The sequence below is a fragment of the Acidovorax sp. NPDC077693 genome (assembly GCF_044542805.1).
GTDB lineage: Bacteria > Pseudomonadota > Gammaproteobacteria > Burkholderiales > Burkholderiaceae_C > Acidovorax.
Window position 1 is genome coordinate 32,161 of the sequence record NZ_JBITVD010000004.1, and the last position, 24,691, is coordinate 56,851.

At 69.5% G+C, this 24,691-nt stretch carries 23 protein-coding genes; 9 read left to right on the forward strand and 14 right to left on the reverse strand.

Annotation, left to right across the window (positions count from 1 at the left end; translation table 11 throughout):
* Positions 1-75: 75 nt before the first annotated feature.
* From folK to xylF, 11 genes are all read right to left on the reverse strand, one after another.
* Positions 76-612, reverse strand: coding sequence for a 2-amino-4-hydroxy-6-hydroxymethyldihydropteridine diphosphokinase (gene folK, locus ACIGHN_RS06045; RefSeq protein WP_056412809.1), 537 nt, complete (start codon positions 610-612; stop codon positions 76-78).
* Between the two features lie 77 nt (positions 613-689).
* On the reverse strand, positions 690-2,312 hold the full coding sequence (gene pcnB, locus ACIGHN_RS06050) for a polynucleotide adenylyltransferase PcnB (protein ID WP_396503624.1): 1,623 nt from the start codon (positions 2,310-2,312) through the stop codon (positions 690-692).
* A gap of 44 nt (positions 2,313-2,356) precedes the next feature.
* Positions 2,357-3,082, reverse strand: coding sequence for an HAD family hydrolase (locus tag ACIGHN_RS06055; protein ID WP_396503625.1), 726 nt, complete (start codon positions 3,080-3,082; stop codon positions 2,357-2,359).
* Between the two features lie 33 nt (positions 3,083-3,115).
* Positions 3,116-3,814, reverse strand: coding sequence for a DnaA regulatory inactivator Hda (gene hda / locus ACIGHN_RS06060; RefSeq protein ID WP_396503913.1), 699 nt, complete (start codon positions 3,812-3,814; stop codon positions 3,116-3,118).
* 373 nt (positions 3,815-4,187) lie between these two features.
* Positions 4,188-5,192, reverse strand: coding sequence for a Gfo/Idh/MocA family protein (locus tag ACIGHN_RS06065; protein ID WP_396503626.1), 1,005 nt, complete (start codon positions 5,190-5,192; stop codon positions 4,188-4,190).
* Positions 5,193-5,216: 24 nt separating this feature from the next.
* Positions 5,217-6,533 carry a xylose isomerase gene (xylA, locus tag ACIGHN_RS06070; protein WP_396503627.1) on the reverse strand — a complete coding sequence of 439 codons (1,317 nt, stop codon included), beginning with the start codon at positions 6,531-6,533 and terminating at the stop codon, positions 5,217-5,219.
* A gap of 62 nt (positions 6,534-6,595) precedes the next feature.
* Complete coding sequence (gene xylB / locus ACIGHN_RS06075) at positions 6,596-8,044, reverse strand: xylulokinase (protein WP_396503628.1); 1,449 nt, start codon at positions 8,042-8,044, stop codon at positions 6,596-6,598.
* A gap of 15 nt (positions 8,045-8,059) precedes the next feature.
* On the reverse strand, positions 8,060-9,247 hold the full coding sequence (locus ACIGHN_RS06080; RefSeq protein WP_396503629.1) for an ROK family protein: 1,188 nt from the start codon (positions 9,245-9,247) through the stop codon (positions 8,060-8,062).
* Positions 9,244-10,038, reverse strand: coding sequence for an ATP-binding cassette domain-containing protein (locus ACIGHN_RS06085; RefSeq protein WP_396503630.1), 795 nt, complete (start codon positions 10,036-10,038; stop codon positions 9,244-9,246). The genes ACIGHN_RS06080 and ACIGHN_RS06085 overlap by 4 nt, the downstream gene beginning before the upstream one ends.
* Positions 10,035-11,168 carry a sugar ABC transporter permease gene (locus ACIGHN_RS06090; RefSeq protein WP_396503914.1) on the reverse strand — a complete coding sequence of 378 codons (1,134 nt, stop codon included), beginning with the start codon at positions 11,166-11,168 and terminating at the stop codon, positions 10,035-10,037. Before ACIGHN_RS06090 ends, ACIGHN_RS06085 begins: the two co-directional genes overlap by 4 nt.
* 200 nt (positions 11,169-11,368) lie before the next feature.
* Complete coding sequence (xylF, locus tag ACIGHN_RS06095; RefSeq protein ID WP_056165270.1) at positions 11,369-12,397, reverse strand: D-xylose ABC transporter substrate-binding protein; 1,029 nt, start codon at positions 12,395-12,397, stop codon at positions 11,369-11,371.
* 453 nt (positions 12,398-12,850) lie between these two features.
* Between xylF and purM the strand changes: the two genes are divergently transcribed.
* Both purM and ACIGHN_RS06105 read left to right on the forward strand, forming a co-directional pair.
* Positions 12,851-13,915: a phosphoribosylformylglycinamidine cyclo-ligase gene (gene purM, locus ACIGHN_RS06100; protein ID WP_396503631.1), complete on the forward strand. Its 1,065-nt coding sequence runs from the start codon at positions 12,851-12,853 to the stop codon at positions 13,913-13,915.
* 143 nt (positions 13,916-14,058) lie between these two features.
* Positions 14,059-15,147 (forward strand): AI-2E family transporter, encoded by a 1,089-nt coding sequence (locus ACIGHN_RS06105; RefSeq protein ID WP_396503632.1) that lies wholly within the window; start codon positions 14,059-14,061, stop codon positions 15,145-15,147.
* A gap of 151 nt (positions 15,148-15,298) precedes the next feature.
* Here the strand turns inward: ACIGHN_RS06105 and ACIGHN_RS06110 are convergent, their stop codons facing one another.
* Complete coding sequence (locus tag ACIGHN_RS06110; RefSeq protein ID WP_056416948.1) at positions 15,299-16,471, reverse strand: PHB depolymerase family esterase; 1,173 nt, start codon at positions 16,469-16,471, stop codon at positions 15,299-15,301.
* A gap of 467 nt (positions 16,472-16,938) precedes the next feature.
* On the opposite strand from ACIGHN_RS06110, the gene ACIGHN_RS06115 reads away from it, so the two are divergent.
* From ACIGHN_RS06115 to ACIGHN_RS06135, 5 genes are all read left to right on the forward strand, one after another.
* Positions 16,939-17,724 carry a carbon-nitrogen hydrolase family protein gene (locus ACIGHN_RS06115; RefSeq protein ID WP_396503633.1) on the forward strand — a complete coding sequence of 262 codons (786 nt, stop codon included), beginning with the start codon at positions 16,939-16,941 and terminating at the stop codon, positions 17,722-17,724.
* Positions 17,721-18,350 carry a DJ-1/PfpI family protein gene (locus tag ACIGHN_RS06120; protein WP_056167932.1) on the forward strand — a complete coding sequence of 210 codons (630 nt, stop codon included), beginning with the start codon at positions 17,721-17,723 and terminating at the stop codon, positions 18,348-18,350. The genes ACIGHN_RS06115 and ACIGHN_RS06120 overlap by 4 nt, the downstream gene beginning before the upstream one ends.
* A complete protein-coding gene (locus tag ACIGHN_RS06125; protein WP_396503634.1) occupies positions 18,332-19,342 on the forward strand; it encodes a GlxA family transcriptional regulator in 1,011 nt (336 codons plus the stop codon). Before ACIGHN_RS06120 ends, ACIGHN_RS06125 begins: the two co-directional genes overlap by 19 nt.
* Before the next feature lie 75 nt (positions 19,343-19,417).
* Entirely contained in the window at positions 19,418-19,924 is a 507-nt protein-coding gene (locus ACIGHN_RS06130) for a GAF domain-containing protein (protein ID WP_056416940.1), read from the forward strand.
* Positions 19,921-20,310, forward strand: a complete 390-nt coding sequence (locus ACIGHN_RS06135) for a histidine kinase (protein WP_396503635.1) — start codon at positions 19,921-19,923, stop codon at positions 20,308-20,310. Before ACIGHN_RS06130 ends, ACIGHN_RS06135 begins: the two co-directional genes overlap by 4 nt.
* A 272-nt stretch (positions 20,311-20,582) precedes the next feature.
* On the opposite strand, the gene ppk2 is transcribed toward ACIGHN_RS06135, so the two are convergent.
* Positions 20,583-21,497, reverse strand: coding sequence for a polyphosphate kinase 2 (gene ppk2 / locus ACIGHN_RS06140; protein ID WP_056169174.1), 915 nt, complete (start codon positions 21,495-21,497; stop codon positions 20,583-20,585).
* Between the two features lie 126 nt (positions 21,498-21,623).
* Between ppk2 and ACIGHN_RS06145 the strand changes: the two genes are divergently transcribed.
* Together ACIGHN_RS06145 and ACIGHN_RS06150 are read left to right on the forward strand one after the other, a co-directional pair.
* Positions 21,624-22,703, forward strand: coding sequence for a transporter (locus ACIGHN_RS06145; RefSeq protein WP_200912425.1), 1,080 nt, complete (start codon positions 21,624-21,626; stop codon positions 22,701-22,703).
* Positions 22,704-22,847: 144 nt separating this feature from the next.
* On the forward strand, positions 22,848-23,720 hold the full coding sequence (locus tag ACIGHN_RS06150; RefSeq protein ID WP_396503636.1) for a plasmid replication/partition related protein: 873 nt from the start codon (positions 22,848-22,850) through the stop codon (positions 23,718-23,720).
* Positions 23,721-23,798: 78 nt separating this feature from the next.
* On the opposite strand, the gene ACIGHN_RS06155 is transcribed toward ACIGHN_RS06150, so the two are convergent.
* Positions 23,799-24,647, reverse strand: a complete 849-nt coding sequence (locus tag ACIGHN_RS06155; protein WP_396503637.1) for a SirB1 family protein — start codon at positions 24,645-24,647, stop codon at positions 23,799-23,801.
* Between the last annotated feature and the right edge of the window lie 44 nt (positions 24,648-24,691).

The window sequence follows — 24,691 nt, forward strand, 5'->3', positions numbered from 1 at the left end:
CCCGCCCCCAGGGCGACACCACCTGCGGCTTGCCGGCTGCTCTCGGCAGAGCCGATCAGCGCGACCAGTGGGCGGCTACAGCCCTTCGCACCACGCGGCCGACAGCCGCTCGATGCGCTGATCCTGCACCGCCGCCAGCCACTCAGGGTGGACTTGGCGGGGCGCGATCTCGGCCAGGGGCAGAAGCACGAACGCGCGTTCCTGCAGGCGCGGGTGCGGCACGGTCAGCGTGGGCGTGTCGATCGCCTGTTCGCCAAAAAACAGGATGTCCAGGTCCAGCGTGCGGGGTGCGTTGCGGTAGGGGCGCTCGCGGCCGGCGGCCGCCTCGATGGCCTGCAGCGCGCTCAGCAAGGCGTGGGGGGCCAGGGCAGTGCGCACGGCGACCACCGCGTTGTGATAGTCCGGGCCCGTGGCGTCCACCGGCGCGCTGCGGTACAGCGACGATGCGCGCAGCACCTGCGTGCCTGGCAAGGCATGGATGGCACGGGCGGCTGCGCCCAGGGCGGCGGCGGCATCGCCCAGGTTGGCACCCAGGCCGATATAGGCCGTGGAAGCGGATTGGTCGTCAGGCCGCAGCGCAGGCGCTGCGCCGCTCTGCGGTGCCGGGGTCATCGGGGTCTGCGCCGTGGGTTGTCTTGTGGCTGCCGCACCCACCGCATCGCGGCGGCAGGGCGCGGGGGCCATGCCGATCAGGCGTCCTGCTCGGGGCCGGGGACGGAGCTGCTGGCACTGCCGTCGCCCACGGGCTTGCGGCGACGGCGGCGGCGCTTCTTGGGGGCGGCTGCTCCGTCGGCCGTGAACTCGCCGGCGCCGTCACCGGCATCGGCTGCGTCGGCATCGCCGCCCTCGCGGGGGGCCGCGGCGGGTGCAGGGGCGGGTGCAGGTGCCGGGCGCGGCACGCGTTTGACCACCGCCTGCTGGGCTTTCTGGCGGGTCTTTTGCTCTTCTTTGGCCTGGTCCATCAGGTCTTCGCGGCGCTCGTCGTCGGCGCCCTGGAAGTCCTGCCACCACTCCGCCAGGGCCTCCTCCACCTCGCCCACATCGGCGCGCAGGCGCAAGAAGTCGAAGCCCGCGCGAAAGCGCGGCTGGATCACCATGCCGAACGGCGTGCTGCCCACGCGCTTTTCAAAGCGGGGCTGCATGACCCAGATCTCGCGCATGTCTGCGGCCAGCTTGCCGCGGCCCGACACATCGCCGATGCGCTTGTCGAACACATCGTCGATGGCGTCCTGCAGCGCAGGCAGCGGGTGCTGGCGCTGGGCCAGGCGCTCCGTCCAGCTCTTGCGCACGTCTTCCCACAGCACGCAGGCCAGCAAGAAGCTCGGGGCCACGGGCTTGCCTTCGTTCACACGGCGGTCGGTGTCCAGCAGCGCGGCCTTCACGAACGGGGTGTCGGCGCGCTCCACCGCCACATCCAGCAACGGGTAGATGCCCTTGGCCATGCCCAGCTTGCGCAGTTGCTCCACGCTCGCGATCGAGTGGCCCGTCTGCAGCAGCTTGAGCATCTCGTCGAACATGCGGCTTTGCGGCACGTCGGCCAGCAGGGTCTGCGACTCCACCAGGGGGGCGGCGGTCTTGGCCTCGATGGTGAAACCCAGGCCGCTGAGCTTGGCCGCAAAGCGCACCGCGCGGATGATGCGCACCGGGTCTTCGCGGTAGCGCGTGGCCGGGTCGCCAATCATGCGCAGCGTCTTCTTCTTCGCGTCCTGGATGCCCTTGTGGTAGTCCACCACGATCTGGCTGACCGGGTCGTAGTACATGGCGTTCACCGTGAAGTCGCGGCGCGTGGCGTCTTCGTCCTGCGGGCCCCAGACGTTGTCGCGCAGCACGCGGCCCGATGCGTCCACGGCATGCTGCATGCCCGCCAGGGCCGCCCTGGAGGTCTTCTCGTTGCCGCTGACCTGCTGCCCTGCGGCGCTGTTGTCCAGGTAGGCGCGGAAGGTGGAGACTTCGATCACCTCATGCTCACGGCCCCGGCCGTGCACCACGTGCACGATGCGAAAACGCTTGCCGATGATGAACGCGCGCCGGAAGAGACCCTTGACCTGCTCGGGCGTGGCGTTGGTGGCCACGTCGAAGTCCTTGGGGCGCAGGCCCAGCAGCAGGTCGCGCACGGCGCCGCCCACGATATACGCCTCGTAGCCGGCCTGCTTGAGCGTGGCCACGACCTCGGCAGCCCGGCGGTCCACCAGCTCGGGGTTGATGCCGTGCACCGTGGCGGGCACCTCTTCGCGCTTGCCGAAATGGGGCTTGCCGCCCGAGGTGCCGGGGGTCGATTTGCCCAGCAGTTTGTCAATGAACTTCTTGATCATGGGTCAGCGAGTGAAGCAAAAGGTCTGGCGCTGGCGCGCGGGTGTCAGGAAGCAGCGTCCTGGCTGGCTTCAGTCTGGGGGAACAGGTCCAGTATGCGCCAGCCGCGCTCCTGGGCCAGCGCGCGCAGGCGCGGGTCGGGGTTGGTGGCCACGGGGCGGTTCACCTTCTCCAGCAGGGGCACGTCGTTCATGGAGTCGCTGTAGAACGTGCTGTCCACGTCCGCCCAGCCGAGCTGGCGCGCGGCCAGCCACTCTTCCATGCGGCGCACCTTGCCTTCGCGCATGGTGGGCACGCCGTCGATCTCGCCGGTGTACCAGCCACTGAGCGGGTCGCGCGCCAATTGCACGGCCAGCAGCGCATCGTCGGCGACGCCGAGCGCATGGGCGATGGGGCGGGTCACGAACTCGTTGGTGGCGGTGACGATGAGCACGGTGTCGCCCGCAGCCTGGTGCCGGCGGATCAGGTCGCGCGCCTGGGGCTTGATGGCCGGGCCGATCACCTCGCGCATGAACTGCGCATGCGCGGCCGCCGAAGCCTCGGGCCCGCGCAGGCGCACGGCCTCGGTCGCAAAGCGCACGTAGTCGTGCACGTCGAGCGTGCCGGCCTGGTAGTGCGCATAGAACTCGCCGTTGCGCCGCGCGAACTCCACCGGGTCGTTCCAGCCGATGCGGATGGTGAACTCGCCCCACTCGTAGTCGGAGTCGAGCGGGAGCAGCGTGTGGTCGAGGTCGAACAGCGCAAGCCGCAGGGGGCGGGTGTCAGAGGTCATTCAGGTTCACAAAAGGCAAGGAAGGACGCGTCATCATTCCGATTCGAGCATCGTTTTGAGCAGGGGGATGGTGATCGCCCGCTGGGTGCGCAGCGCAAACGCATCGAGCTGGTCGAGCAGCAGCATCAGGCTGCCCAGGTCGCGCGAGAAGCGGTTGAGCATGTAGTCCATCACGTCGTCGCCCAGGAACACGCCGCGGGCGTCGGCCTCCTGGCGCAGCACCGAGCGGCGCTCGGACTCGCCCAGCAGCTGCAGTTGGAACACATGGCCCCAGCCCAGGCGGCTGCGCAGGTCGTCGCGCAGGGGCAGGTCGGCCGGGGGCAGGTTGCCGGCGGCCAGCACCCAGCGCTGGCTGCCGCTGGCCGGGCTGATGGCGTTGACGAACCAGTTGAACGCCGTGGCCTGCTGGGCGGTGTCGTACAGATGCACGTCGTCCATGACGATGGCGGCCCAGTCTTCGTTGAAGTCCGGCGGCTCGGCCACCGACGGGTCGAGCCAGCCGACGCTGGCGCCCTGCTCCCGGAGGGACTGGCGCACCGCCTTGAGCAGGTGGGTCTTGCCGCTGCCGGGCTCGCCCCACAGGTAGGTGGGCACGGGCGACCGGGTGGCCAGGCTGCTGCCGTCCCCGGCGGCCAGGCGCAGGTGCTGCAGCGCGGCCTCGTTGGGGCCGGCGAAGAAACGGGCCAGGGTGGGCCCCGTGGCCAGGCCGATGTCCAGCGCCAGCTGCTTCATCATGCGCGGCACCCCCCCGGCCGGGCCAGGCCAGCGGTGGCGGGTGCAGGAGCGGCGGACAGGTATGGGATCGGCAGCGGCATCACAGGTGAATTGGAAGGTGCCTGACCCTAGAGCAACGGAGCAACTACGGCGGGCACCGCGGACAAGAGGCTGGGGCGCGGGGTCGCCCCGATCCGACATCGCAAGGACGGGGGGCGACAGTGAGCGGGATTTTAGACTGCCGCCAACCGGCTTCGGGCGGCCGCCAGCGTTCCGGGCCCGGACGGCGGCGCCGGAGGGCTTGTGCGTCCTGCCCGGGGCACCCTGTCAATGGTGCCAAACCCCGAGCCGGTGGGCCCGGGCGCCCTCTGGTCGCGGGTTCGCGCCGCCTTCAGGCGAGTGCTTCCCACCGCCCGGTGCGCTCGGACTGCCAGAGCGCGTCGATCACCCGCGCCTGGGCCACCACGTCGTCGATGCCCTGGGCCTGCGGGGCCGCACCGTCCCGCACGCGGCGCGAGAAGGCCTCCACCTGCAGCTGGTACTGGTCGCAGGCTGGCAGGGTTTCGGTGGTGATGCTGCTGCCGTCCAGCAGGCCGCCCTCGTCCAGCGCCAGGCGCATCTCGCCACCGCGCACCGCGTTGAAGGGAATGAAGAGCTCGATGCGGCCGCGCGTGCCCACCACCTGCACCCGCTGGTAGCGCACGCTCTGCGTCGACACGGTGAAGCTGGCCTGCCGGCTCGCGCCAAAGTCCAGCAGCGCGCTGGTCAGGCGGTCGGTGCCCAGCGCCGGGTCGCGGTCCACCAGGGCGACGGCGCGCTGCGGCTCCGCCTCGAACAGGTAGCGCCCGGCCAGCACCGCGTAGCAGCCGATGTCGTACAGCGCCCCGCCGCCGATGCCCGGCTGGTTGCGGATGTTGTGCGGGTCGTCGTTGAAGTACGAGAAGAACACCTGCACCGCCTGCGGCGTGCCGATGCGGCCGGCCCGCACCAGCTCGCGCGCGCGGTGCCACTGCGGGTGGTGGCGCACCATGAAGGCCTCTTCGATGTGCACCTGGCCTGCAGCGGCGCGCAGGGTGCCAGCCTCGGCCGCGCTCAGCGCCACGGGCTTCTCGCACAGCACATGCTTGCCGGCGGCCGCGGCCTGCAGGGTCAGCGGCACATGCAGGTGGTTGGGCAGCGGGTTGTAGATGGCCTCGATGGCCGGGTCGGCCAGCAGCTCTTCATAGCTGCCATACGCCTGGGCGATGCCCAGTTGCTGCGCCGCCTGCCGGGCCGCTGGCAGCGTGCGCGAGGCGATGCCGCGCAACTCCACCAGCGGGCTCGCCAGCAGGGCCGGAATCACGTGCTGCATGCCGATCCTGGCCGTGCTCAGCACGCCCCACACCACAGGTTTCATAAAAAAGCTCTCTGTTCGTTGTTGTCAAAGATAGCTGTTGAGCAGGTTTTCCAACAGCTCCTGCCGGCCCGACACCGGCCGCGTGTCCTGGTTGCGCTCCAGGGCGCGGTCGGCCACCTCGGCCAGTCCCAGTCGGCCGGCCAGCAAATCCTGGCCGAAGGCCGCGTTCCAGCCAGCATAGCGGGCATCGACGTGGCGGGCCAGGCGGCCGTCGGTGACCATCTTCTCGGCGATCAGCAGCGCCCGGGCCGCGACGTCCATGCCGCCGATGTGGCCGTGGAACATGTCCTCGGCATCCAGCGACTGGCGCCGCACCTTGGCGTCGAAGTTGAGGCCCCCGGTGGTGAAGCCGCCGGCCTGCAGGATCAGGTACAGGGCCAGCGCGGTTTCGGGGATGTTGTTGGGGAACTGGTCCGTGTCCCAGCCGCACTGCATGTCGCCGCGGTTCATGTCGATGGAGCCGAAGATGCCCAGGTCGATGGCCGTGGCGATCTCATGCTCGAAGCTGTGCCCCGACAGCGTGGCGTGGTTGGCCTCGATGTTGACCTTGATCTCCTTGTCCAGGCCGTAGCGGGCCAGAAACCCGTAGACCGTGGCGGTGTCGAAGTCGTACTGGTGCTTGGAGGGCTCGCGCGGCTTGGGCTCGATCAGGATGCTGCCGGTGAAGCCGATCTTGTGCTTGTACTCCACCACCATGTTCAAGAAGCGCCCCATCTGGTCCAGCTCGTGGCCCACGCGGGTGTTGAGCAGGGTTTCATACCCCTCGCGGCCGCCCCACAGCACGTAGTTCTCGCCGCCAAGCTTGAGCGTCGCGTCCATCGCCTCCTTCACCTGCAACGCGGCCAGCGCAAAGATGTCGGGGTCCGGGTTGGTCGAGGCGCCCGACATGAAGCGCCGGTGGCTGAACAGGTTGGCCGTGCCCCACAGCAGCTTCACGCCCGTCTGGGCCTGCTTGGCCTGCAGCACGTCCACCATCTCGTGCAGGTACCTCACGCTCTCGCGGGGGGTGCTGCCCTCGGGCGCCACGTCGCGGTCGTGAAAGCAGTAGTACGGCGCGCCCAGCCGGGCGAAGAAGTCGAACGCCGCATCGGCCTTCAGCCGCGCCGCGGCCATGGGGTCGGCCACCTGCTGCCACGGGCGCTCGAAGGTGCCGTCGTAGCCGAAGGGGTCGAAGCCGTTCCAGCAGAAGCTGTGCCAGTAGCACACCGCAAAACGCAGGTGGTCTTGCATGCGCTTGCCCAGCACCAGGCGGTCTTTGTCGTACCACTTGAAGGCCAGCGGGTTGGTGGAATCGGGGCCTTCGTAGGCGATGGGGGAAATGTCGGAGAAGTAGGTGCTCATGGTTTTCTCGGCTAAGGACGGAACATGGCTCGGGACAGGGCTCAGGACGGGGCTCGGGGACATCAGGGCCTGCGGTACAGGCTGCGAAACAGGGCATGGCGCGGCGCCAGCAAAGCGCGCTCGGCAGGGTCCGGCAGGTAGACGGTGTCGATGGGCGGCGGCAGGCACGCCCACTCCATGGGAATGCCGACGCTCAGTGCGCCCAGGCGCGCGGCCCCCAGAGCGCCGCCCACGGCCGATCCGCCGTGGGTCACGATCTCCACGTTCAGCGCGCTGGCCAGCATCTGCGCCCAGAAGGCGCTGCGGGCGCCACCGCCCACCAGCGACAGGCGCGACACCTCGCTGCCCGCGGCGTGCAATGCCGCCAGGCCGTCCCGCAAACCAAAGCTCACGCCCTCCATCACCGCATAGCCCAGGCGTGCGGCGTCGGTGTCCATGTCCAGCCCGTGGAAGCTGCCGCGCACCCGCGCATCGTTGTGGGGCGTGCGCTCGCCGCTGAGGTAGGGCAGAAACACCGGCGCCGCCTCGCGGTCCCGGGTGCTCAGCGCCGCGGCGCGTGCGGCCACCTCGCCCGCGTCGGCAGCGCCCAGCAGGTGGGCCACCCACTGCAGCGCGCTGGCGGCGGCCAGCATCACGCTCATCTGGTGCCAGCGGCCCGGCACTGCGTGGCAGAACGCGTGGGTGGCACTGGCGGCATTGGGCTGGTACTGCGGCGTGACCACAAACAGCACACCGCTGGTGCCCAGCGACAGGAACCCATGCCCGGGCTGCACCGCGCCCATGCCCACGGCGCTGGCGGCGTTGTCGCCCGCGCCACCGGCCACCACGGTGCCGGGCCGCAGACCCAGCGACTGCGCCACATCGGTCCGCAGGCGCCCGCTCGCTGCGCTGCCTTCCACCAGGCGCGGCATGTGCTGGCGCGCCAGGCCGGTCAGCGCCAGCAGTTCATCCGACCAGTCGCGGCGCTGCACATCGAGCCACAGGGTGCCGCTCGCGTCCGACAGATCGCTCACGTGCTCGCCGGTCAGCATCAGGCGCACATGGTCCTTGGGCAGCAGCACCTTGGCGATATGCCGGAACACCGCGGGTTCGTGGCGTGCCACCCAGCGCAGTTTGGGGGCCGTAAAGCCGGGCATGGCCAGGCTGCCGGCCAGACCGCTCAGCGCCGGCAGCTCGCGCATCATCTCTGCGCACTCCTCGGCACTGCGCGTGTCGTTCCAGAGGATGGCGGGGCGCAGCACGCGGTCGTGTGCATCGAGCAGCACCGCGCCATGCATCTGGCCCGACAGGCCGATGGCCTCGGTGGCTGCGTATTCCTCGGGGTGCACGGCCCGCAGGCTGGCCAGGGCGTCCTGCGTGGCCGCCCACCAGTCGGCCGGGTCCTGCTCGCTGTGGCCGGGGTGGGGGCGCGACACCGACAGGGGCGCACCGGCGGCACCCAGCACCTGCTGGTCCGGGCCGAGCAACAAAGCCTTCACTTCCGAGGTGCCGATGTCGATGCCGATGTACATGGTGGATGGCTGCGTTCAGTGAAGAAGGGCGGGCGGTGTGGCGCCTGCCGGTGGTGGGGCCAGGGTCTGCTCATCGGCCCCCGCCGCGGCGACTGCCGGTGCGTGCATGGGCCGCAGCTCGTGGTGCAGCACCAGCGCAGCCGCGCCCACGGCCGAGGCCAGCAGGCCGTAGCGGGCTGCGCGCACGGCGGGCGCCGCCACGCCGGCGCTGGTTGCGTAGGCATCAAGCGTGTCGCGGGCCTGCTGCACGATGCCGGGGTGCCGCTCGCACGAGGGCCCACCCACCACCAGGGCGCCGGGGTTGAAGGTGGTCCAGAGGTTTTGCAGCACCACGCCCAGGAACACGCCGCCGCGCGCGGGGTCGCTCTGGCGCTCCAGCGCCCGGGCCCCGAAGAAGGTCTCGGCACACCCCCTGCGCCCGCAGGAGCACGGCGGCCCGTCGATCTGCAAAATGCTGTGGCCGATTTCGCCGGCCATGCCCTGCAGCCCGGTGAACAGCCGGTCGTTGAGCACGATGCCCGCCCCCACGCCCACGCCGCAGGTCACGAAGATCAGCGAGTCCGTCGCCTCCCCGTCCGCAAACTCGTACTCGCTGAGCGCGGCGGTGTCCGCCTCGTTCTGCACATGCACCGCCACAGGCGGGCTGCCCGCGTCGGCCAGCGCACGTGTGATCAGCGGCAAAAAGGCCACGTCGCGCCAGCCCAGGTTGGGCGCAAAGCGGATGGTGCCGGTGGCCTCGTCGAACGCGCCGGGCACGCCGATGCCCACGCCCGACACGGTGACCGGCCTGGCGGTCAGCTCGGCCTGCGTGCGCACCACCAGCGCCGCCACCTGGCGGCACACGGCGGTGGGGTCGCGGTCAGCCAGGGGCTCTTCGGCCGCGCACAGCACCTCGCCGGTGACCGACACGCCCACCACCCGCAGCGACTCGACGCCGATCTCCACGCCCACCATGGCACGGCGGCTGCCGTCCAGGCGCAGCGGTGTGGACGGGCGGCCCATGCCCTGCGCGGCGGCCAGCCCGGTCTCGGCGAGCCAGCCTTCGTCGATCAGCTCCCGCACCAGCAGGCTCACGGTGGATTTGGTCAGGCCGCTCTCGCCGGCCAATTGGGCGCGCGAGAGGCTGCCGCGCTGGCGCAGCAGTCGCAGCAGCACGCTGCGGTTGATGCGTTTGACAAGTTGCTGGTCGCCGGTGGTCTTCATGCGGGTGTGGGGGTCGGCGCAGGCTCGCCAAGGCGGTGGGTCTGCGCTTTTCCTTCGGGTTGTTTGCCTGCGATGATCATGCCCAGAACTTCGTCCTCGGTGACATCGGCCGTGCGGTAGGCGCCCACCATGCGCCCGTTCTTCATCACCGCCAGGCGGTCGCTGAGCCCGAACACGTCGGGCATGTCGTGGGTGATGAGGAAGATGCCCACGCCTTCGGCCTTGAGCTGGCGCACCAGGCGGCCCACCATGGCGGTCTCCTCGGGGCCCAGCGCGGCGGTGGGCTCGTCCATGATCAGGATGCGGGCGTTGAAGTAGATGGCGCGCGAGATGGCCACCACCTGGCGCTGCCCGCCCGACAGGCGCCGCACCGGCGTGCGCACGTTGCGGAAGTTCTTGTTCAGGCGCTCGAAGACCTTGCGGGCTTCGGCGTCCATGCGGTGGTCGTCCAGCGTGTTCCAGCGGGTGAGCAGCTCGCGGCCCAGAAACAGGTTGGCCACCGCGTCCAGGTTGTCGGCGAGCGCCAGCGTCTGGTAGATGGACTCGATGCCCAGCCGCTGCGCATCGGCCGGCGTGCGGATGTGGGCGCCCTGCCCCTGCACCAGCACCTCGCCGCTGTCGATGGGGTAGGCACCGGCCAGCATCTTCATCAGCGTGGACTTGCCCGCGCCGTTGTGCCCCAGCAGGGCCACCACCTCGCCCGGGTACAGGTTGAGGCTGACGTCGTCCACCGCCCGAACGCCACCGAACGACTTGCGGATGCCGCGCATTTCCACGAGGGGCGCGTTCATGCGGTGTCTCCGGTCAGGCGGCGGTACACCACGTCGAACACCACGGCCGCGATCAGCACCTGCCCGATGATCACGTAGCGCAGGCCGATCGAGATGTCGAGCAGCAAGAGCCCGCTGTCGATGCTCTGCATGATGAGCGCCCCCAGCACCGACCCCAATATGGAGCCGCTGCCGCCCGCCAGCGCCGTGCCGCCGATCACGGCCGCCGCGATCACGAACAGCTCCATGCCCGTGCCCAGCGAATTGGTGCCGGCGTTGAGCCGCGCGATCGAGACCATGGCCGCAATCGTGATGAGCACACCCATCAGCGCAAACAGCATCAGCGTGACGCGCCGCACCGGAATGCCGACCAGGGCCGCGGCCTCCGGGTTGCCGCCGATCGCGAACACGTAGCGCCCAAAGCGCGTGCGCCGCACGATGAACGACAGCACCACCGCCACGCCGCCCCAGATGAGCACGGGGATGGGCACGCCCTGCGGCGCATCCTTGGTGGGGATCTGGTACGCGTTCATGGTGGCGACAAAGCCCACGGCGATCACCGCCGGCACGGCTGCCACCAGCGCATCGAGCCACAGCGCGGGGTTGGGCACGCCGTACGACGCCTTGGCCCGGCGCCGCAGCCAGGTCTTCACGCCCAGCGCCACCACCAGCACCACGGCCAGCACCCAGCTGGCCTGCACGCCGATGGCGCCATCGAAGCCGCCACCCAGGCGCTGAAAGAAACTGTCACTGACCGGCTGGGTCTTGCCGTCGGCCACCATGAAGGCCGCGCCGCGAAACGACATCAGCCCGCCCAGCGTGACCACGAACGACGGCACCCCCAGCATCGCAGTCAGCGCGCCCTGGTAGAGCGACACACCGATCGCCACCGCCAGCCCGGCGAGCGACGCCGCTACCCAGTGCCAGCCGGCGGTGTACATCAGCGTGGCGATCAGCACGCCGACGAAACCCATCACCGAGCCCACCGAAAGATCGATGTGGCGCGCCACGATCACCAGCACCACCACCGTGGCCACGATGCCGACCACCGCCGTCTGCTGCGCGATGTTGTAGAGGTTCTCGGGCGACAGGAACAGGCCGCCCGAGAGGATGTTGAACACGATGGCGGTGACCACCAGGACGGCGCCCATCAGCACCAGCCGCCAGTCGATGGCCAACTGCCCGAGGGCATGGGGAACAGGACTCACAAGCGCACTCCGCCAGAATTGTTCGTGAAGGGACCGGGCGCAGGCCGGCCCGCCGCGCGCGGCAGGGCCGCGCTCCCGGTCCGGGAGCTTCAAAACGTGTTGTTCAGCCACCGGGCGGCATGCAGCGCCGCGCCGGGGTCACGTCACTTGCAGGCGGCGGGCGCCTTGGCCGCATCCACACCCTTGCACAGCGCGTCCTTCTGGATCCAGCCGGCCTTCACCACCAGGTCGAGGTTCTTGGCGGTGATGGGCACGGGTTTCAGGAACTGCGCCTGCAGCGGCACTTTCTTCTCGCCACCGTTCCAGGTCTGGGCGCCGGCCACCTTCTGCCCCTTGGCCAGCGCGACGGCGGCGGCCGCCGCGTCGCGGCCCAGGTCGCGGGCGTCCTTCCAGACCGACACGGTCTGCGAGCCCTGGGCCACGCGGTTGAGCGCCGCATGGTCGCCGTCCTGGCCGGACACCGGAATGCCCTTGATGCCCTTGGCCGTGAGCGCCGCCACCACACCGCCGGCCGTACCGTCGTTGGAGGCCACCACGGCGTCGATCTTGCCGCCGCTCTTGGTGATGATCTGCTCCATGTTCTTTTGCGCGACCTCGGGCTTCCAGCCTTCGGTGTATTCCTCGCCGACGATCTTGATGTCGCCCTTGGTGATGGCCGCCTCGATCACCTCTTGCTGCCCGCCGCGCAGGAAGTTGGCGTTGGGGTCGGTGGGCGAGCCCTTGATCATCACGTAGTTGCCCTTGGGCTTGGCCTCGAACACCGCGCGGGCCTGCATGCGGCCGACCTCGACATTGTCGAAGGTGATGTAGAACACGCCGGGCGCTTCGATCAGGCGGTCGTACGCCACGACCGGGATCTTCTGCTGCGCGGCCTTGTTGACCGCGGGCAGGATCGCGTCCTTGTCCATCGCCAGCACGATCAGCACCTTGGCACCCTTGGCGATCAGCGAGTCGACGTCGGACAGCTGCTTTTCGGGCGAGCCGCCCGCGTCGGCGCTGATGTAGCTGGCCCCGAGCTTGGCCAACTGGTCCTTGATGGCTTTCTCGTCCGTCTTCCAGCGCTCTTCCTGGAAGTTGGACCAGCTCACGCCCACCACCTGGGCAAAGGCGCTGGCGCCGGACAGGCCCAGCACCAGGGCTGCCAGGGCGGTCAAGGTTGTCTTCAATTTCATTCTTGTCTCCATTGATGGCCTCGTGCGGGCCTTGGTTGGTGTGAACGACGATGACTGTCGCGCCGCAACCCCTCTCGCTGAACCCTGCAGGCTGCAGTCCGTGGCGGGCAGCTTCCCTTCCGGGCCACCGCCTTCCGCCGACATAGTGCGGACGACGAACTAATTATGAAAGGGCCGAACCGGCGCACACATCCGGGCAAACCCGACATAGTTTGATGAGTGAACTTATTAGTTGCACAGCCGTGGAACCGAGCTGTGCGGGACGCCGCGCCATCCCCCGCGGGCAGCCGTCGCGGCGTGCGGTGGCCGGCGTGTGCGTGCGATGGCACCGCCCGGGTGCCAGCTTCAAATCCCCCGCCCGGTCAGGGCTGAGAAAGTCCGTCCCGGGTGTGCCGCTTAAAATCCTCGGATTCCAGCCCGCCCGGCGGGTCTACCAGCACCAAAGCCCCTTCCATGAGCTCCTCTGCCTCCTCCACCCCCATCTCGTACAAAGACGCCGGCGTTGACATCGACGCGGGCGACGCGCTCATCGAGCGCATCAAGCCGCTGGCCAAGAAGACCATGCGCGAAGGCGTGCTGGCGGGCATCGGCGGCTTTGGCGCCTTGTTCGAAGTGCCCAAGCGCTACAAGGAGCCCGTGCTGGTGTCCGGCACCGATGGCGTGGGCACCAAACTCAAGCTCGCGTTCGAATGGAACATGCACGACACCGTGGGCATCGACCTGGTGGCCATGAGCGTGAACGACGTGCTGGTGCAGGGCGCCGAGCCCCTGTTCTTCCTGGATTACTTCGCCTGCGGCAAGCTCGATGTGGACACCGCCGCGGCCGTGATCGGCGGCATTGCCAAGGGCTGCGAGCTGTCTGGCTGCGCGCTGATCGGCGGCGAAACCGCTGAAATGCCCGGCATGTACCCCGCAGGTGAATACGACCTGGCCGGCTTTGCCGTCGGTGCGGTCGAAAAGGCCAAGATCCTGACCGGCCAGGACGTGAAGCCCGGCGATGTGGTGCTGGGCCTGGCCAGCCACGGCGTGCATTCCAACGGCTTCAGCCTGGTGCGCAAGTGCATCGAGCGCGCGGGCGCCACAGCCCCGGCCACGCTGGACGGCAAGCCCTTCAAACAGGCCATCATGGAGCCCACCCGCCTGTACGTGAAGAACGTGCTGGCCGCGCTGGCTGCCCACCCGCACACGCAGGATGCCGGCGGCATCAAGGCCCTGGCCCACATCACCGGCGGCGGCCTGCTGGAGAACATCCCCCGCGTGCTGCCCGACGGCACCGCCGCCCACCTGACCAAGGGTAGCTGGCCCCAGACCGAGCTGTTCGCCTGGCTGCAGAAGACGGCCGGTATCGACGACATCGAAATGAACCGCACCTTCAACAACGGCATCGGCATGGTGGTGGTGGTGGATGCTGCCGCCGCAGAAGCCACGGCCGCCACGCTGCGCGCCGCGGGCGAGCAGGTGTACGCCATCGGCACCATCGCCGCACGCGGCGATGGTGCGGCCGTGGTCGTGGCCTGAAGTGATGCAATGCCCCGCCGAGCCGCTTCGCGGCTTCTCCCCACTCTCGCAGGATAGAACCCTGCGGGCGGGGGGACGGCAGCAGCACGGCGGGGTGGTCCGGACGAGGCGTCCGCTGGCCGGGGCCGCGCCAGTTGCAGACCATGCGGTCGATACCGAGCACCGTGGCTAGCCAACATCCCACCACCCTGCCCCCGCTCGCCGCGACGCAAGGCATCGTGATCGCCAGCTATGTGCTCATGGCGGCCACGCTGCTGCTGGTGATGTGGCGGGGGCTGCTGCCGGGCCTGTTGTGCGTGTGCCTGGGTTTTCTGCTGACGCGGGCACTCACCCGCTGGTTCGCGCAGGGTCTGAGCCGGGTGCGGCGCCAGGCCCATCCTTCGGTCTCGGCGTTGCGCGTCGCGCAGATTGCGGCCGCCGCACTGGTGATGCTGCTGCCACTGGCGCTGCTGGCGGCGGGGCTCACGCATTCGCGCGGCTATCTGGTCACCGCACCGCAGCAGTACCAGGAGCTGCTCAACTACATGGCGCGCACGGTGCTGGAGCTGCGGCTCAAGCTGCCGGAGGACATGGCCGCGCACCTGCCCGAAGGCGTGGCCGACATCCAGCGCATCATCGCCAGCTACCTGGGCGCCAAGGCAGGCGCACTGGCCATGGCCGGCCGTGCCTGGCTGGCCGGCGTGCTGTTTGCGTATGTGGGCCTGCTGATCGGCGCCCTGGCCGCAGTGCGCCCCGCAGTGCTGGCGCGCGGCCCCCTGGCCCAGCAACTGCGGCTGCGCATCACGCTGTTCGGCGAGGCGTTCCGTCAGATCGTCGCCGCGCAGTTCTGGATCGCGGCGTTCAACACCCTGCTGACGGGCCTGTTCCTGTTGTTCGTGCTGCCGGTCTGGGGCCTGGAGCTGCCCTACACGCCGGTGTTGATCACCTTCACCTTCATCGCGGGGCTGGTGCCTATCGTGGGCAACCTGGTGTGCAACGTGGTGATCACCATCGTGGGCCTGTCGGTGTCGCCCCTGGCGGCCGCGGCCTGCCTGGGCTTTCTCATCCTGATCCACAAGGCCGAATACGTGATCAACGCCAAGGTGGTGGGCCGCCGCACCCAGATGGGCGTGTGGGAGCTGCTGTCGGTGATGTTCGTCGCCGAGGCGGTCTTCGGCCCCGCGGGGCTGGTGGCGGCACCACTGTTCTATGCGTACCTGAAAAAGGAACTGGTGGCGGCGCGGCTGGTGTAGCCGGCCTGCGCACCACGGCCGGCCCTCTGCCTGGATGGATCGAACGGGCTGACCTGCGTTGCGCCCGACACCGCGCAGGACACCCGCGCCAGACGCTACCAAAAGCATAGCTTCCAGCGCTTTTCTATCAAGCGCCAGCCGCTGTTTTTGATCAGGCTTTCCTGCGATCGAACTGTTTGGCCACAAAAGCCCAGATGAGCGCGGACGCATCGGGCCCGGCCGGGTCGCTGTAGGGTTGGTCGGCCGCGCCGCCGCTCCATGCGTGCGCCAGGCCCACTACCTCGCGCAGTGCCACCACGGTGCGGCCGCGGGCCTTGAACTCCGTCACCTGCGTGGCGTGGCGTTGCCCGCGCTGCAGGATGCGCACCGCCCCGGCGCGGGCACCCAGCTTGTCGGCCCACAGCGCCGCCGTGGCGGTGGCATTGCGCACCGACACCACGCTGTCGGCGTTGCCGTGCAGTACCAGCAGGGGGGGCAGCGCGGCGGCGGCCCCCGGCGCGCCTGCGGCCACTGCGGCGGCGGCCGTGGCCGTGGCACCGCGGGGCTGCGCAGGCAGATCGGCCGCAGCCCCCAGCACGGGCTCGGGCAACTGCGCCTCGCGCCGTCCGCCCATCGCGGCCATGGCGGTGGCAGCGGACTCTGCCGTGCCCGGGGCCACCCCCGAGTGCATGGCTACGGCGCAGAACCGGTGGGGGTAGGTGGCCGCCATGAGCACCGCCATGCTGGCCCCCGCCGACAAGCCCGCCACCCCCACGCGCGACAGGTCCACCGGCTGGCGGCGGGCCACCTTGTCGACGGCAGCCAGCAGCGTGGCCGCTTCGGCCTCGGCCTTGCCGCTGCGGCGTTCGAACCAGTTCCAGCAGCCGTGTGCGTTGGCCACGCGCTCCTGTTCGGGGTACAGCACCAGGAAGCGCTCGCGCGCGGCCAGCCGGTTCATGCGCGACGACACGGCCAGATCGCGCCCCGTCTGGCCGCAGCCGTGCAGCATCACCAGGAGCGGAAAGGTCTCGCCAGGCCGTGCTACCAACCCCGGCGGCACGAACAGGTGGTAGCGCCGCGCCCCGGCCGGCCCCGGGGCCACGCCAGCCAGCCACTCGCCCCGCACCGCCGCCACCCGCGGCTTGCGCACGCGGCTGGCACTGCGTGGGGCCGCAGGCGCCCGCGCGGGGGCCAAAGCCCCTGCCCGCAAGGGCGACACCGCCTTCAGCGATTTGGTCTTCTTGGGCGTGGCCGCGGGCCGCGTGGCGCGCACCAGGGCCTTGAGGTTGCGCTGGTACGCCCGCGTCAGCGCCGACAGGGAGAACATGCGTGAACGTCGGGCCATGGGTGTGGATGAAGCGGTAGAGGCAGTGGCAGTGGCAGAGGCGGTGTCGGGGAGGCCTCGGTGACGAGGGCGCTGGAGAAAAGCGTGATCGACAGCTAAGGGAAAACCCTAGCCACCTTAACAGCATCTCGGGCCCTGCGCGCATCTACTATCAATTTGATAGCTTCTAGCGTAATCCAGGCAAGCTTTAGAGGCCATTTTTTGCCATATTCCAAGCCCTTCAACTGCGCTGTGGACGGTGGCGCGCGCCGGGTCCGCCCATCGGGCCTGCCGGATGTCTCAATTTGATCGAAACCTGTCCCGCAGGGTTCGGACGTGCTCCTGCAGGCCAGGCACCATAGGCGCCATGCCTTGAACCATGGCATCCGCCCCGTCTCACTGCGATGTCCCATAGTGATGGCACCGTGATGACGCTGGACGGATGCCCGATGGATCACCCAAAAACCCACACACCAGGACCCACCATCATGCGCGCCACCGTCTGTGAACTCCCCCACCTCCCCGCGCTGCTCGACCGCGCCTGGGCGGCGCTGTGCGCGCACACCCGCGCCGAGCGGTCGACGCTGGTGCTGCTGCCCGAGTTTGCGTTCGTCGAGCCCGTGTGGGAGACCCTGCCCCCGGACCCCGCCCGCTGGGATGCCGCCGTGGCGCTGAGCGATGCCTGGCAGGCGCGCCTGCACGAGCTGGGCGCCGACTGGGTGGTGGGCGCACGCCCGGTCACGGTGGGCGGGCGGCGCCTCAACGAAGGCTTTGCCTGGTCGCGCCTGGGCGGCTACACGCCGCTGCGGCGCAAGTTCCACCTGCCTGACGAGCCCGGCGGCTGGGAGGCGCACTGGTTCGAGCGCGGCGATGCGGCCTTTCCCCGCTTCGACGCCGGGGCGCTCGCGTTCGGGCTCAACATCTGCTCCGAACTCTGGGCCCTGGACACCTACGGCGACTATGCCGCGCTGGGCGGCGTGCAGGCCATCCTGTCGCCGCGCGCGACGGCTGCCGCCACCACCGCCAAGTGGCAGGCCGTGGGCACCGTGGCCGCCGCACGCACCGGGGCGTACAGCCTGTCGTCCAACCGCGTGGACACCGCCGCCGGCACCTACGGCGGCGCGGGCTGGGTCATCTGCCCCGACGGCGCGCTGCTGGCGCGCACCTCGCCCGCACAGCCGTTTTGCACGGTGGACCTGGACCTGCAGGCCCCGGCCGCCGCGCAGGCGACCTACCCGCGCTACGTCTTTTCTTCGACTTCACCACGGCCATGACCTCAATCACTGCAGCTCCACACCCCCTGAACATCGCCATCCTCGTCTTCGACGAGGTGGAAGCGCTGGACCTGGGTGGCCCCTACGAAGTGTTCACCACCGCCACCCGCATGCAGCAGCGCCTGCAGCCCGGCGCACCCGCGCCGTTTGCCGTGCAGTGCGTGGCCCGCAGCCTGGCGCCCGTGCAGGCGCGTGCCGGCCTGCGCGTGCTGCCGGACGCCGACTTCACCACCGCCACGGCGCCCGACGTGCTCATCGTGCCCGGCGGCGTGGTGGATGCCGCCGCAGCCTGCGCCCAGACCCGTGCCTGGGTCGCCCAGGCGGCGCGCGGCGCGCAGATCACGGCGTCGGTGTGCACCGGCGCGTTCATCCTGGCGGCAGCCGGCGTGGTCACCGACGGGCCTGTGACCACGCACTGGGAAGACATTGCCGACCTGCGCGCGCAGTTTCCGGCGCTCGACGTGCGAGAGAATGTGCGCTGGGTGGACCGGGGCGCCCTGGTCACGTCGGCCGGCATCAGCGCGGGCATCGACATGAGCCTGCATCTGGTGACGCGCCTGGTGAGCGAGGCGCTGTCAAAGCGCACTGCCCGCCAATTGGACACGCCATGGAACCCGCAGCCCTGACCCCACCCACCCCCATCCACGTCTACTTCGCCCTGCTGCCCGGCAGCCTGGTGCTGGACTGGGCGGGCCCGGCCGAGGCACTGCGCATCGCCAACCAGACCTTGCGCGCGCGCGGCTTGCCCGAGCGATTCGTGCAGCACTTCGTGAGCCCCACGCCCGAGTCACTCTCGTCGGTGGGGGTCGCGATCAGCGGGCTGGCACCGCTGCCCGACACGCTGCCCAGCCCGGCGTGGGTGGTGCTGGTCGGCCTGGTCGGCCAGCGCATCGACGTGAGCGGCCACGAGGCCCAGGCGCTGTTGCACTGGCTGCGCGGCCTGCGCCTGGCGGCCGGGCAGCTGGAACTGGTGACCGTGTGCGCGGGTGCCGTGCTGGCGGCGCACGCGGGGCTGCTGACCGGGCGGCACGCCACCACGCACCACCTGCACCTGGACGAGCTGGCCGAGGTGGACCCGCGCTGCGACGTGGCCGCCAACCGCGTGTTCGTGACCGACGGGCCGGTGTACACCAGCGCGGGCGTCACCACCGGCATCGACCTGCTGCTGCACCGCATCTCGGACCTGTGCGGCCCCACGGTGGCGGTGCAGGTGGCGCAGGCCATGGTGATCGTGCTGCGCCGCGGGCCGGATGACCCGCAGTTCTCGCCGTTTCTGCACCACCGCAACCACCTGCACGCCGCCCTGCACCGCGTGCAGGACGCCGTGGGCCAGCAGCCCCAGGCCCAGTGGAGCGTGCCCGCCATGGCCGAGGTGGCGCATACCTCGCCGCGGCACCTCACGCGGCTGTTTCTGGAGCATGCGGGCATTGCCCCGCTGGCCTACCTGCGCCGCATCCGCCTGGCCACGGCCGAGGCGGCGCTGCAGTCCGGGCGCAACGTGACGCAGGCGGCGCAGATGGCGGGCTTCAGCTCCGACACGCAGTTGCGCCGCGCCTGGCACCAGTTCGGCCGGGGCGGCACGCCCTCCCAGGGCGCGGGGCGGGGTCAACCCCACTGACCCACCAGGTGCCCGCGCAGTGGCCACAGCCACGGCCATAATCGACGCCATCGCGACTGCTACCCCCACACCGCCATGAAAGAGCCCCCTCGCCCCGCCAACGAGGATGACCGCCTGCAGGCCCTGCGCCAGCTGCTGATCCTGGACACCCCGCCCGAAGAGCGCTTCGACCGGCTCACCGCCTTCGCTGCCGACGAGTTCGACATGCCCATCGTGCTGCTGTCGCTCATCGACGAAGACCGGCAGTGGTTCAAGGCCCGCGTCGGGCTGGACGTGTGCGAGACCGGGCGCGGCATCTCGTTTTGCGGCCACGCCATCCTGCAGGACGAGACCATGGTGGTGCCCGATGTGACGCTGGACGACCGCTTTGCCGACAACCCCATGGTCACCGGCGACCCCCACATCCAGTTCTACGCCGGTGCGCCGCTCAAGATGCCGGGCGGGCAGAACATCGGCACGCTGTGCCTGATCGACCGCACACCGCGCCAACTCGACGAGGTCGACCTGGCCATCCTCGGGTCACTGCGCGACCTGGCGGTGGAAGAACTGGTGCGCCGCGCCCGCGAGGAGGTGGCCCCATGAGCCCCACCTCGCAGCAAGACATCCTGCTGGTCGAGCCCAGCTCGCTGACGGGCAGCATCATCGTGGCCACCGCGCGCCAACTGAACCTGCCGCCGGTGCGCCAGGTCAACAGCGTGCGCAACGCGCAGCAGCAGTTGACGAACAAAGACTTCTCGGGCGTCATCGTGTCGCTGGATGAGGTGGCCGAAGCGGTGGCCTTGCTGGAGCGGGTGCGCAGCGCCCAGTTCGCGGTGGACGCCCAGGTGCCCGTGGCCGTCACCACGGACCAGGTCGACGCCTCCACCGCCGTGCAGATGAAGGCCCTGCAGGTGCGGCGCGTGCTGCTCAAGCCCTTCAAGGTGCGGGATGTGATCTCGACGATCCAGATGCTCAAAGGCACGGCGTAGCGCGCCCTGGATTTTGATTTTTTGATGCCCTATCGCTTGATATGCAAGCGGTAGCAGCTATAAAAATAGTAGCACCACAGTTGGTTTGCTGAACCAGCAACCGAGCGCCCTGCGGGCCTGCCAAACTGCCAAGCGGCGAGCCGGCGAGCCGGCCAACTTGCCGAGCAATCCGACAGGCCCGCAGCCGATCCGGCTATCGCCCCATGCAGAGGGCACTCAAGCAGGCGGGCGCCTGGAGCCGCTCACCGCCCAGGCTGCCTGAGCCAGGCGGCTCAGTACACCTCGGGCACGTACATCGACGCAGGCACGGGCTGGCGCAGGTACTCGGGGTTGCGCACGCGCTCGGGCAGCACCACGGTGGGGTGCGGCACCTCTTCATACGGCATCTGCGACAGCAGGTGCGCTATGCAGTTCAGCCGCGCCTTTTTCTTGTCGACGGCCTGCACCACCCACCAGGGGGCTTCGGGGATGTGGGTGCGCTCGAGCATGGTTTCCTTGGCCTTGGTGTAGGCCTCCCAGCGCACGCGGCTCTCCAGGTCCATGGGGCTGAGCTTCCACTGCTTGAGCGGGTCGTGGATGCGGCCCAGAAAGCGCAGGTGCTGCTCTTCGTCGGTGATGGAGAACCAGTACTTGATGAGGCGGATGCCCGAGCGCACGAGCATCTTCTCGAACTCGGGCACGGTGCGGAAGAACTCTTCGTACTCGTCGTCCGAGCAAAAGCCCATCACGCGCTCCACGCCGGCGCGGTTGTACCAGCTGCGGTCGAACAGCACCATTTCGCCCGCGGCGGGCAGGTGCGCCACATAGCGCTGGAAGTACCACTGCGTGCGCTCACGGTCGTTCGGTGCGGGCAGTGCCGCCACGCGGGCCACGCGGGGGTTCAGGCGCTGGGTGATGCGCTTGATCACGCCGCCCTTGCCCGCGGCGTCGCGCCCCTCGAACAGGATCACCACCTTCTCGCGGCTGTGCTGCACCCAGTCCTGCAGCTTGACCAGTTCGCCCTGCAGGCGAAACAGTTCCTTGAAATATTGCTGGCGTGCGAGCTTGTCGGCGGCCGTGGGCGCGCCGATGTCGTCCACCTCGCGGTCTTCGATCTCCAGCTCCAGTTCTTCGTCGTAGCTGTCGATCAGGTCATTGGCGATGCGCTGCATCAGTTCCTGGGTGTCGAGGGCGTTGTTGTAGAGCATGGGCGTCAGGGTCTTCACACAAAGAGCGCCATGGTGCTCCCGGCGAGTGACGTTGCCGTGACAGCGGCATGACAGCACCATGATCTGTCACCGCAGCGTCACAACGGCGCTCCATCATGCACGTCCGTGCCCACGCCTGCAACCCCCGCTCCCCCCAGCCCGCCTGTTCCGGGCGCCCTCCACGCCAGCCTCAACTATGGTGGCGATGCCGCAGGGCTCATCTGCGGCTATCTGCTGGGCGACGACGCCCTGCCGCGGGAGGTGGACTCGGTGCAGGCCGCCCAGTGGCTGGCATTGCAGGCGCATGGCATCACCGACGCAGCCCAGGGCGAGTTCCTGTGGCTGCATTTCAACCTGAGCCAGGCCCAGGCCGTGCGCTGGATGGAGCGGCATGCCCACTTGCCCGAAGCGTTCTTCGACGCGCTCAAGGACCGATCGGTCTCTACCCGCATCGAGCGCGACGACGACACGCTGATCGCCGTGCTCAACGACGCGCATTTCGACTTCGCGTTCGAGCCGTCGGACATCGCCACGCTGTGGACCAGCGTGGCGCCGCACCTGATGGTGACGGGGCGCACGCGCCCCCTGCGGTCGGTGGATGCCTTGCGCACGGCGGTGCGCAGCGGGCAGGCGCCGCGCTCCAGCGTGGGGCTGCTGGCCGAGCTGATGCGCACGCAGGCGTCGGGCCTGGTGAACATCGTGCGTGGCGTGACGCAGCGCATCGACGATGTGGAAGACGCGCTGCTGGCAGGCCGCCTGGACCACAAGCGCGCCCGCCTGGGCGTGCTGCGGCGGCTGCTGGTACGCCTGCAGCGGCTGCTGGCGCCGGAGCCTGCGGCGCTCTTTCGGCTGCTGCAGCACCCGCCCGCCTGGATGGGGGCGGACGACGCGCAGGAGCTGCGCGACTCGACCGAAGAGTTCTCGGTGGTACTGCGCGACATGCAGGGCCTGCAGGAGCGCATCAAGCTGCTGCAGGAAGAGATCGCCGCGAGCGTACAGGAGGCCAACAGCCGCAGCCTGTTCGTGCTGACGGTGGTCACGGTGCTGGCCCTGCCCATCAACATCCTGGCGGGCCTGTTCGGCATGAACGTGGGCGGCGTGCCGCTGGCGGACGAGCCGCACGGCTTCTGGATCATCGTGGCCGTGGTGGTGGCCTTCACGGCCGTGGCAGGCTGGCTGGCGCTGCGGGATGCGCGCGACCGGTGAGCGAAGGGTCAGCGGCCGTTGAGCTGCTGCATCAGCGCAGCGCAGCGCAGCGGGGCGATTGCGCGGGGCCGGTGGCCGAGCATGTCTACAATCGCGCCCCTTGCCCGCCTCCGATTCGCCCTCCCAAGCCCTGCCCTGCCTGCCATGAACATCGTCGTCAACGAAGAACTCAAAGCCTATATCGAACCCCTGACCCCTGACGAGCACGAGGCGCTGGAGCGCAGCATCCTGGCCGAAGGCTGCCGCGATGCGCTGGTGCTGTGGGGCGATGTGCTGGTGGACGGCCACAACCGCTATGGCATCTGCCAAAAGCACGGCCTGCCCTTCCAGACGGTGCAGAACCCGCGCTTTCAGTCGATGGAAGACGTGCACCTGTGGATGATCGACCAGCACCTGGGGCGCCGCAGCGTGTCCGACTTCCAGCGCGGTGTGCTGGCCCTGCGCAAGCGCGAGATCATCGCGGACCGCAAGGCCCGCGCCACCACGGCGGCCGAACCCGCTGAGTCGGCCGCCACGGCCATGGCCGATGTGCCCGCAGCCGCCCCCGAAGCAATGGCCGCACTGCCCGCGCCCGACCCGTTGAGCAGCCGCGAGGCGATCGCCAAGGCCGCCCGCCTGAGCAGCAGCCAGGTGGTGATGATCGAGAAAATCCAGAAGCAGGCCGCGCCCGAGCTGGTGGCCGCGGTGAAGTCCGGCACCATCTCCATCAACGCCGCCGCTGCCGTGGCCACGCTGCCTGCCGAGGAGCAGGTGGCCGCCGTCGCAGCGGGCAAGGACGAGCTCAAGCAGGCCGCCAAGCGCGTGCGTGAACTCAACAAGCGCAAGCCCAAGGAAGACGCCCCGTCGCCAGAGGCCGAAGGCGCTGACGCCGACACTGGCGCAGGTGCAGGCTCAGGTGCTGATGAACTGCAGGCGCTGCGCCACCGCGTGGCAGAACTCACGGCCGAGAACACCGAGCTGCGCCGGCAGCTGTTGCAACTGCAGGCGACCCTGCCAGCGGACGGCGCGCCGTTCTAGGCACGGGGTTTCGTTCCGCGCTGACCCCAGGCTGCCCGGCGCGCAGGCGGCAGGTCTGCCTGCCTGCGCTGCTGCAGGTCAGCCCGCGCTGCGCAAGGCGCTCAGGCGGTCGGAGATCAGGTCGATGTCGAGGCCGTCCTCGACATGGTCAAGATAGGTTTCCAGGTCCACCACGGCCTCCGCAGTGTTTCCGCGTTCGGCATGCGCCAGGCCCCGGTCGCGCCACTCGCCCCAGGCTTGCGGCTGCAGCACGATGAGGCGGTCCAGCACGCAGATCAGCCGCTGCCAGTCCTGCTGGGTGCGGTGCACTTCCTTAAGGTTGCGAAGCATGCGCGCAATGATGTCGCGTGGCGTGGCGGCCTGCAGGTACAGGCCCAGGGGCACGTCGTAGTCGTCCACCAGGCCGCTCTGGCGCTTGTAGGGCTCCAGCCGCTCGGACAGCTCCTCGCGGCTGAGCGACTGGCCCGAGATCGGGTCGAGCACCACCTGCCCCTTGGGCAGCAGCACCTTGACCATGAAGTGCCCCGGGAAGGCGATGCCGCGCGCGTGCAGGCCCAGGCCCTGCGCCAGTTCCATCCACAGGATGGCCAGCGAGATCGGAATGCCCCGGCGGGTGCGCAGCACGGCGTTGAGGTAGCTGTTCTCGGGGTCGTAGTAGTTGTTGATGTTGCCGGCGAAGCCCAGGTCGGCAAAGAAGAACTGGTTGAGCGTGCGCAGGCGCTGCAGCGCGGGCGCATCGACCGGCAGGCGGCGCTTGATGCGCGCGAGCAGCTGGTCCATGTCGCCCAGCAGCAGCTGCACGTCCATTTCGGGGTACTCGTCCTGGGCGAGGCTGGCGGCGGCTTCCAGCAGCGGAAAGTGGTCGTCGCTCTGCACCAGCGATGCAAAGTACTCGAGCGAGGTGGGCACGGAAAGACTCAGGGGCATGGCGTTGTTGTAAGTGCACCCTGCCCTGGCGTCAAGCTGCACAA

Excerpts from the sequence above, each read along its gene's own strand:
- folK (WP_056412809.1), bottom strand. The coding sequence starts at position 612 with ATGACCCCGGCACCGCAGAGCGGCGCAGCGCCTGCGCTGCGGCCTGAC.
- pcnB (WP_396503624.1), bottom strand. The coding sequence starts at position 2,312 with ATGATCAAGAAGTTCATTGACAAACTGCTGGGCAAATCGACCCCCGGC.
- ACIGHN_RS06055 (WP_396503625.1), bottom strand. The coding sequence starts at position 3,082 with ATGACCTCTGACACCCGCCCCCTGCGGCTTGCGCTGTTCGACCTCGAC.
- hda (WP_396503913.1), bottom strand. The coding sequence starts at position 3,814 with ATGAAGCAGCTGGCGCTGGACATCGGCCTGGCCACGGGGCCCACCCTG.
- ACIGHN_RS06065 (WP_396503626.1), bottom strand. The coding sequence starts at position 5,192 with ATGAAACCTGTGGTGTGGGGCGTGCTGAGCACGGCCAGGATCGGCATG.
- xylA (WP_396503627.1), bottom strand. The coding sequence starts at position 6,533 with ATGAGCACCTACTTCTCCGACATTTCCCCCATCGCCTACGAAGGCCCC.
- xylB (WP_396503628.1), bottom strand. The coding sequence starts at position 8,044 with ATGTACATCGGCATCGACATCGGCACCTCGGAAGTGAAGGCTTTGTTG.
- ACIGHN_RS06080 (WP_396503629.1), bottom strand. The coding sequence starts at position 9,247 with ATGAAGACCACCGGCGACCAGCAACTTGTCAAACGCATCAACCGCAGC.
- ACIGHN_RS06085 (WP_396503630.1), bottom strand. The coding sequence starts at position 10,038 with ATGAACGCGCCCCTCGTGGAAATGCGCGGCATCCGCAAGTCGTTCGGT.
- ACIGHN_RS06090 (WP_396503914.1), bottom strand. The coding sequence starts at position 11,168 with ATGGGCGCCGTCCTGGTGGTCACCGCCATCGTGTTCAACATCCTCTCG.
- xylF (WP_056165270.1), bottom strand. The coding sequence starts at position 12,397 with ATGAAATTGAAGACAACCTTGACCGCCCTGGCAGCCCTGGTGCTGGGC.
- purM (WP_396503631.1), top strand. The coding sequence starts at position 12,851 with ATGAGCTCCTCTGCCTCCTCCACCCCCATCTCGTACAAAGACGCCGGC.
- ACIGHN_RS06105 (WP_396503632.1), top strand. The coding sequence starts at position 14,059 with ATGCGGTCGATACCGAGCACCGTGGCTAGCCAACATCCCACCACCCTG.
- ACIGHN_RS06110 (WP_056416948.1), bottom strand. The coding sequence starts at position 16,471 with ATGGCCCGACGTTCACGCATGTTCTCCCTGTCGGCGCTGACGCGGGCG.
- ACIGHN_RS06115 (WP_396503633.1), top strand. The coding sequence starts at position 16,939 with ATGCGCGCCACCGTCTGTGAACTCCCCCACCTCCCCGCGCTGCTCGAC.
- ACIGHN_RS06120 (WP_056167932.1), top strand. The coding sequence starts at position 17,721 with ATGACCTCAATCACTGCAGCTCCACACCCCCTGAACATCGCCATCCTC.
- ACIGHN_RS06125 (WP_396503634.1), top strand. The coding sequence starts at position 18,332 with ATGGAACCCGCAGCCCTGACCCCACCCACCCCCATCCACGTCTACTTC.
- ACIGHN_RS06130 (WP_056416940.1), top strand. The coding sequence starts at position 19,418 with ATGAAAGAGCCCCCTCGCCCCGCCAACGAGGATGACCGCCTGCAGGCC.
- ACIGHN_RS06135 (WP_396503635.1), top strand. The coding sequence starts at position 19,921 with ATGAGCCCCACCTCGCAGCAAGACATCCTGCTGGTCGAGCCCAGCTCG.
- ppk2 (WP_056169174.1), bottom strand. The coding sequence starts at position 21,497 with ATGCTCTACAACAACGCCCTCGACACCCAGGAACTGATGCAGCGCATC.
- ACIGHN_RS06150 (WP_396503636.1), top strand. The coding sequence starts at position 22,848 with ATGAACATCGTCGTCAACGAAGAACTCAAAGCCTATATCGAACCCCTG.
- ACIGHN_RS06155 (WP_396503637.1), bottom strand. The coding sequence starts at position 24,647 with ATGCCCCTGAGTCTTTCCGTGCCCACCTCGCTCGAGTACTTTGCATCG.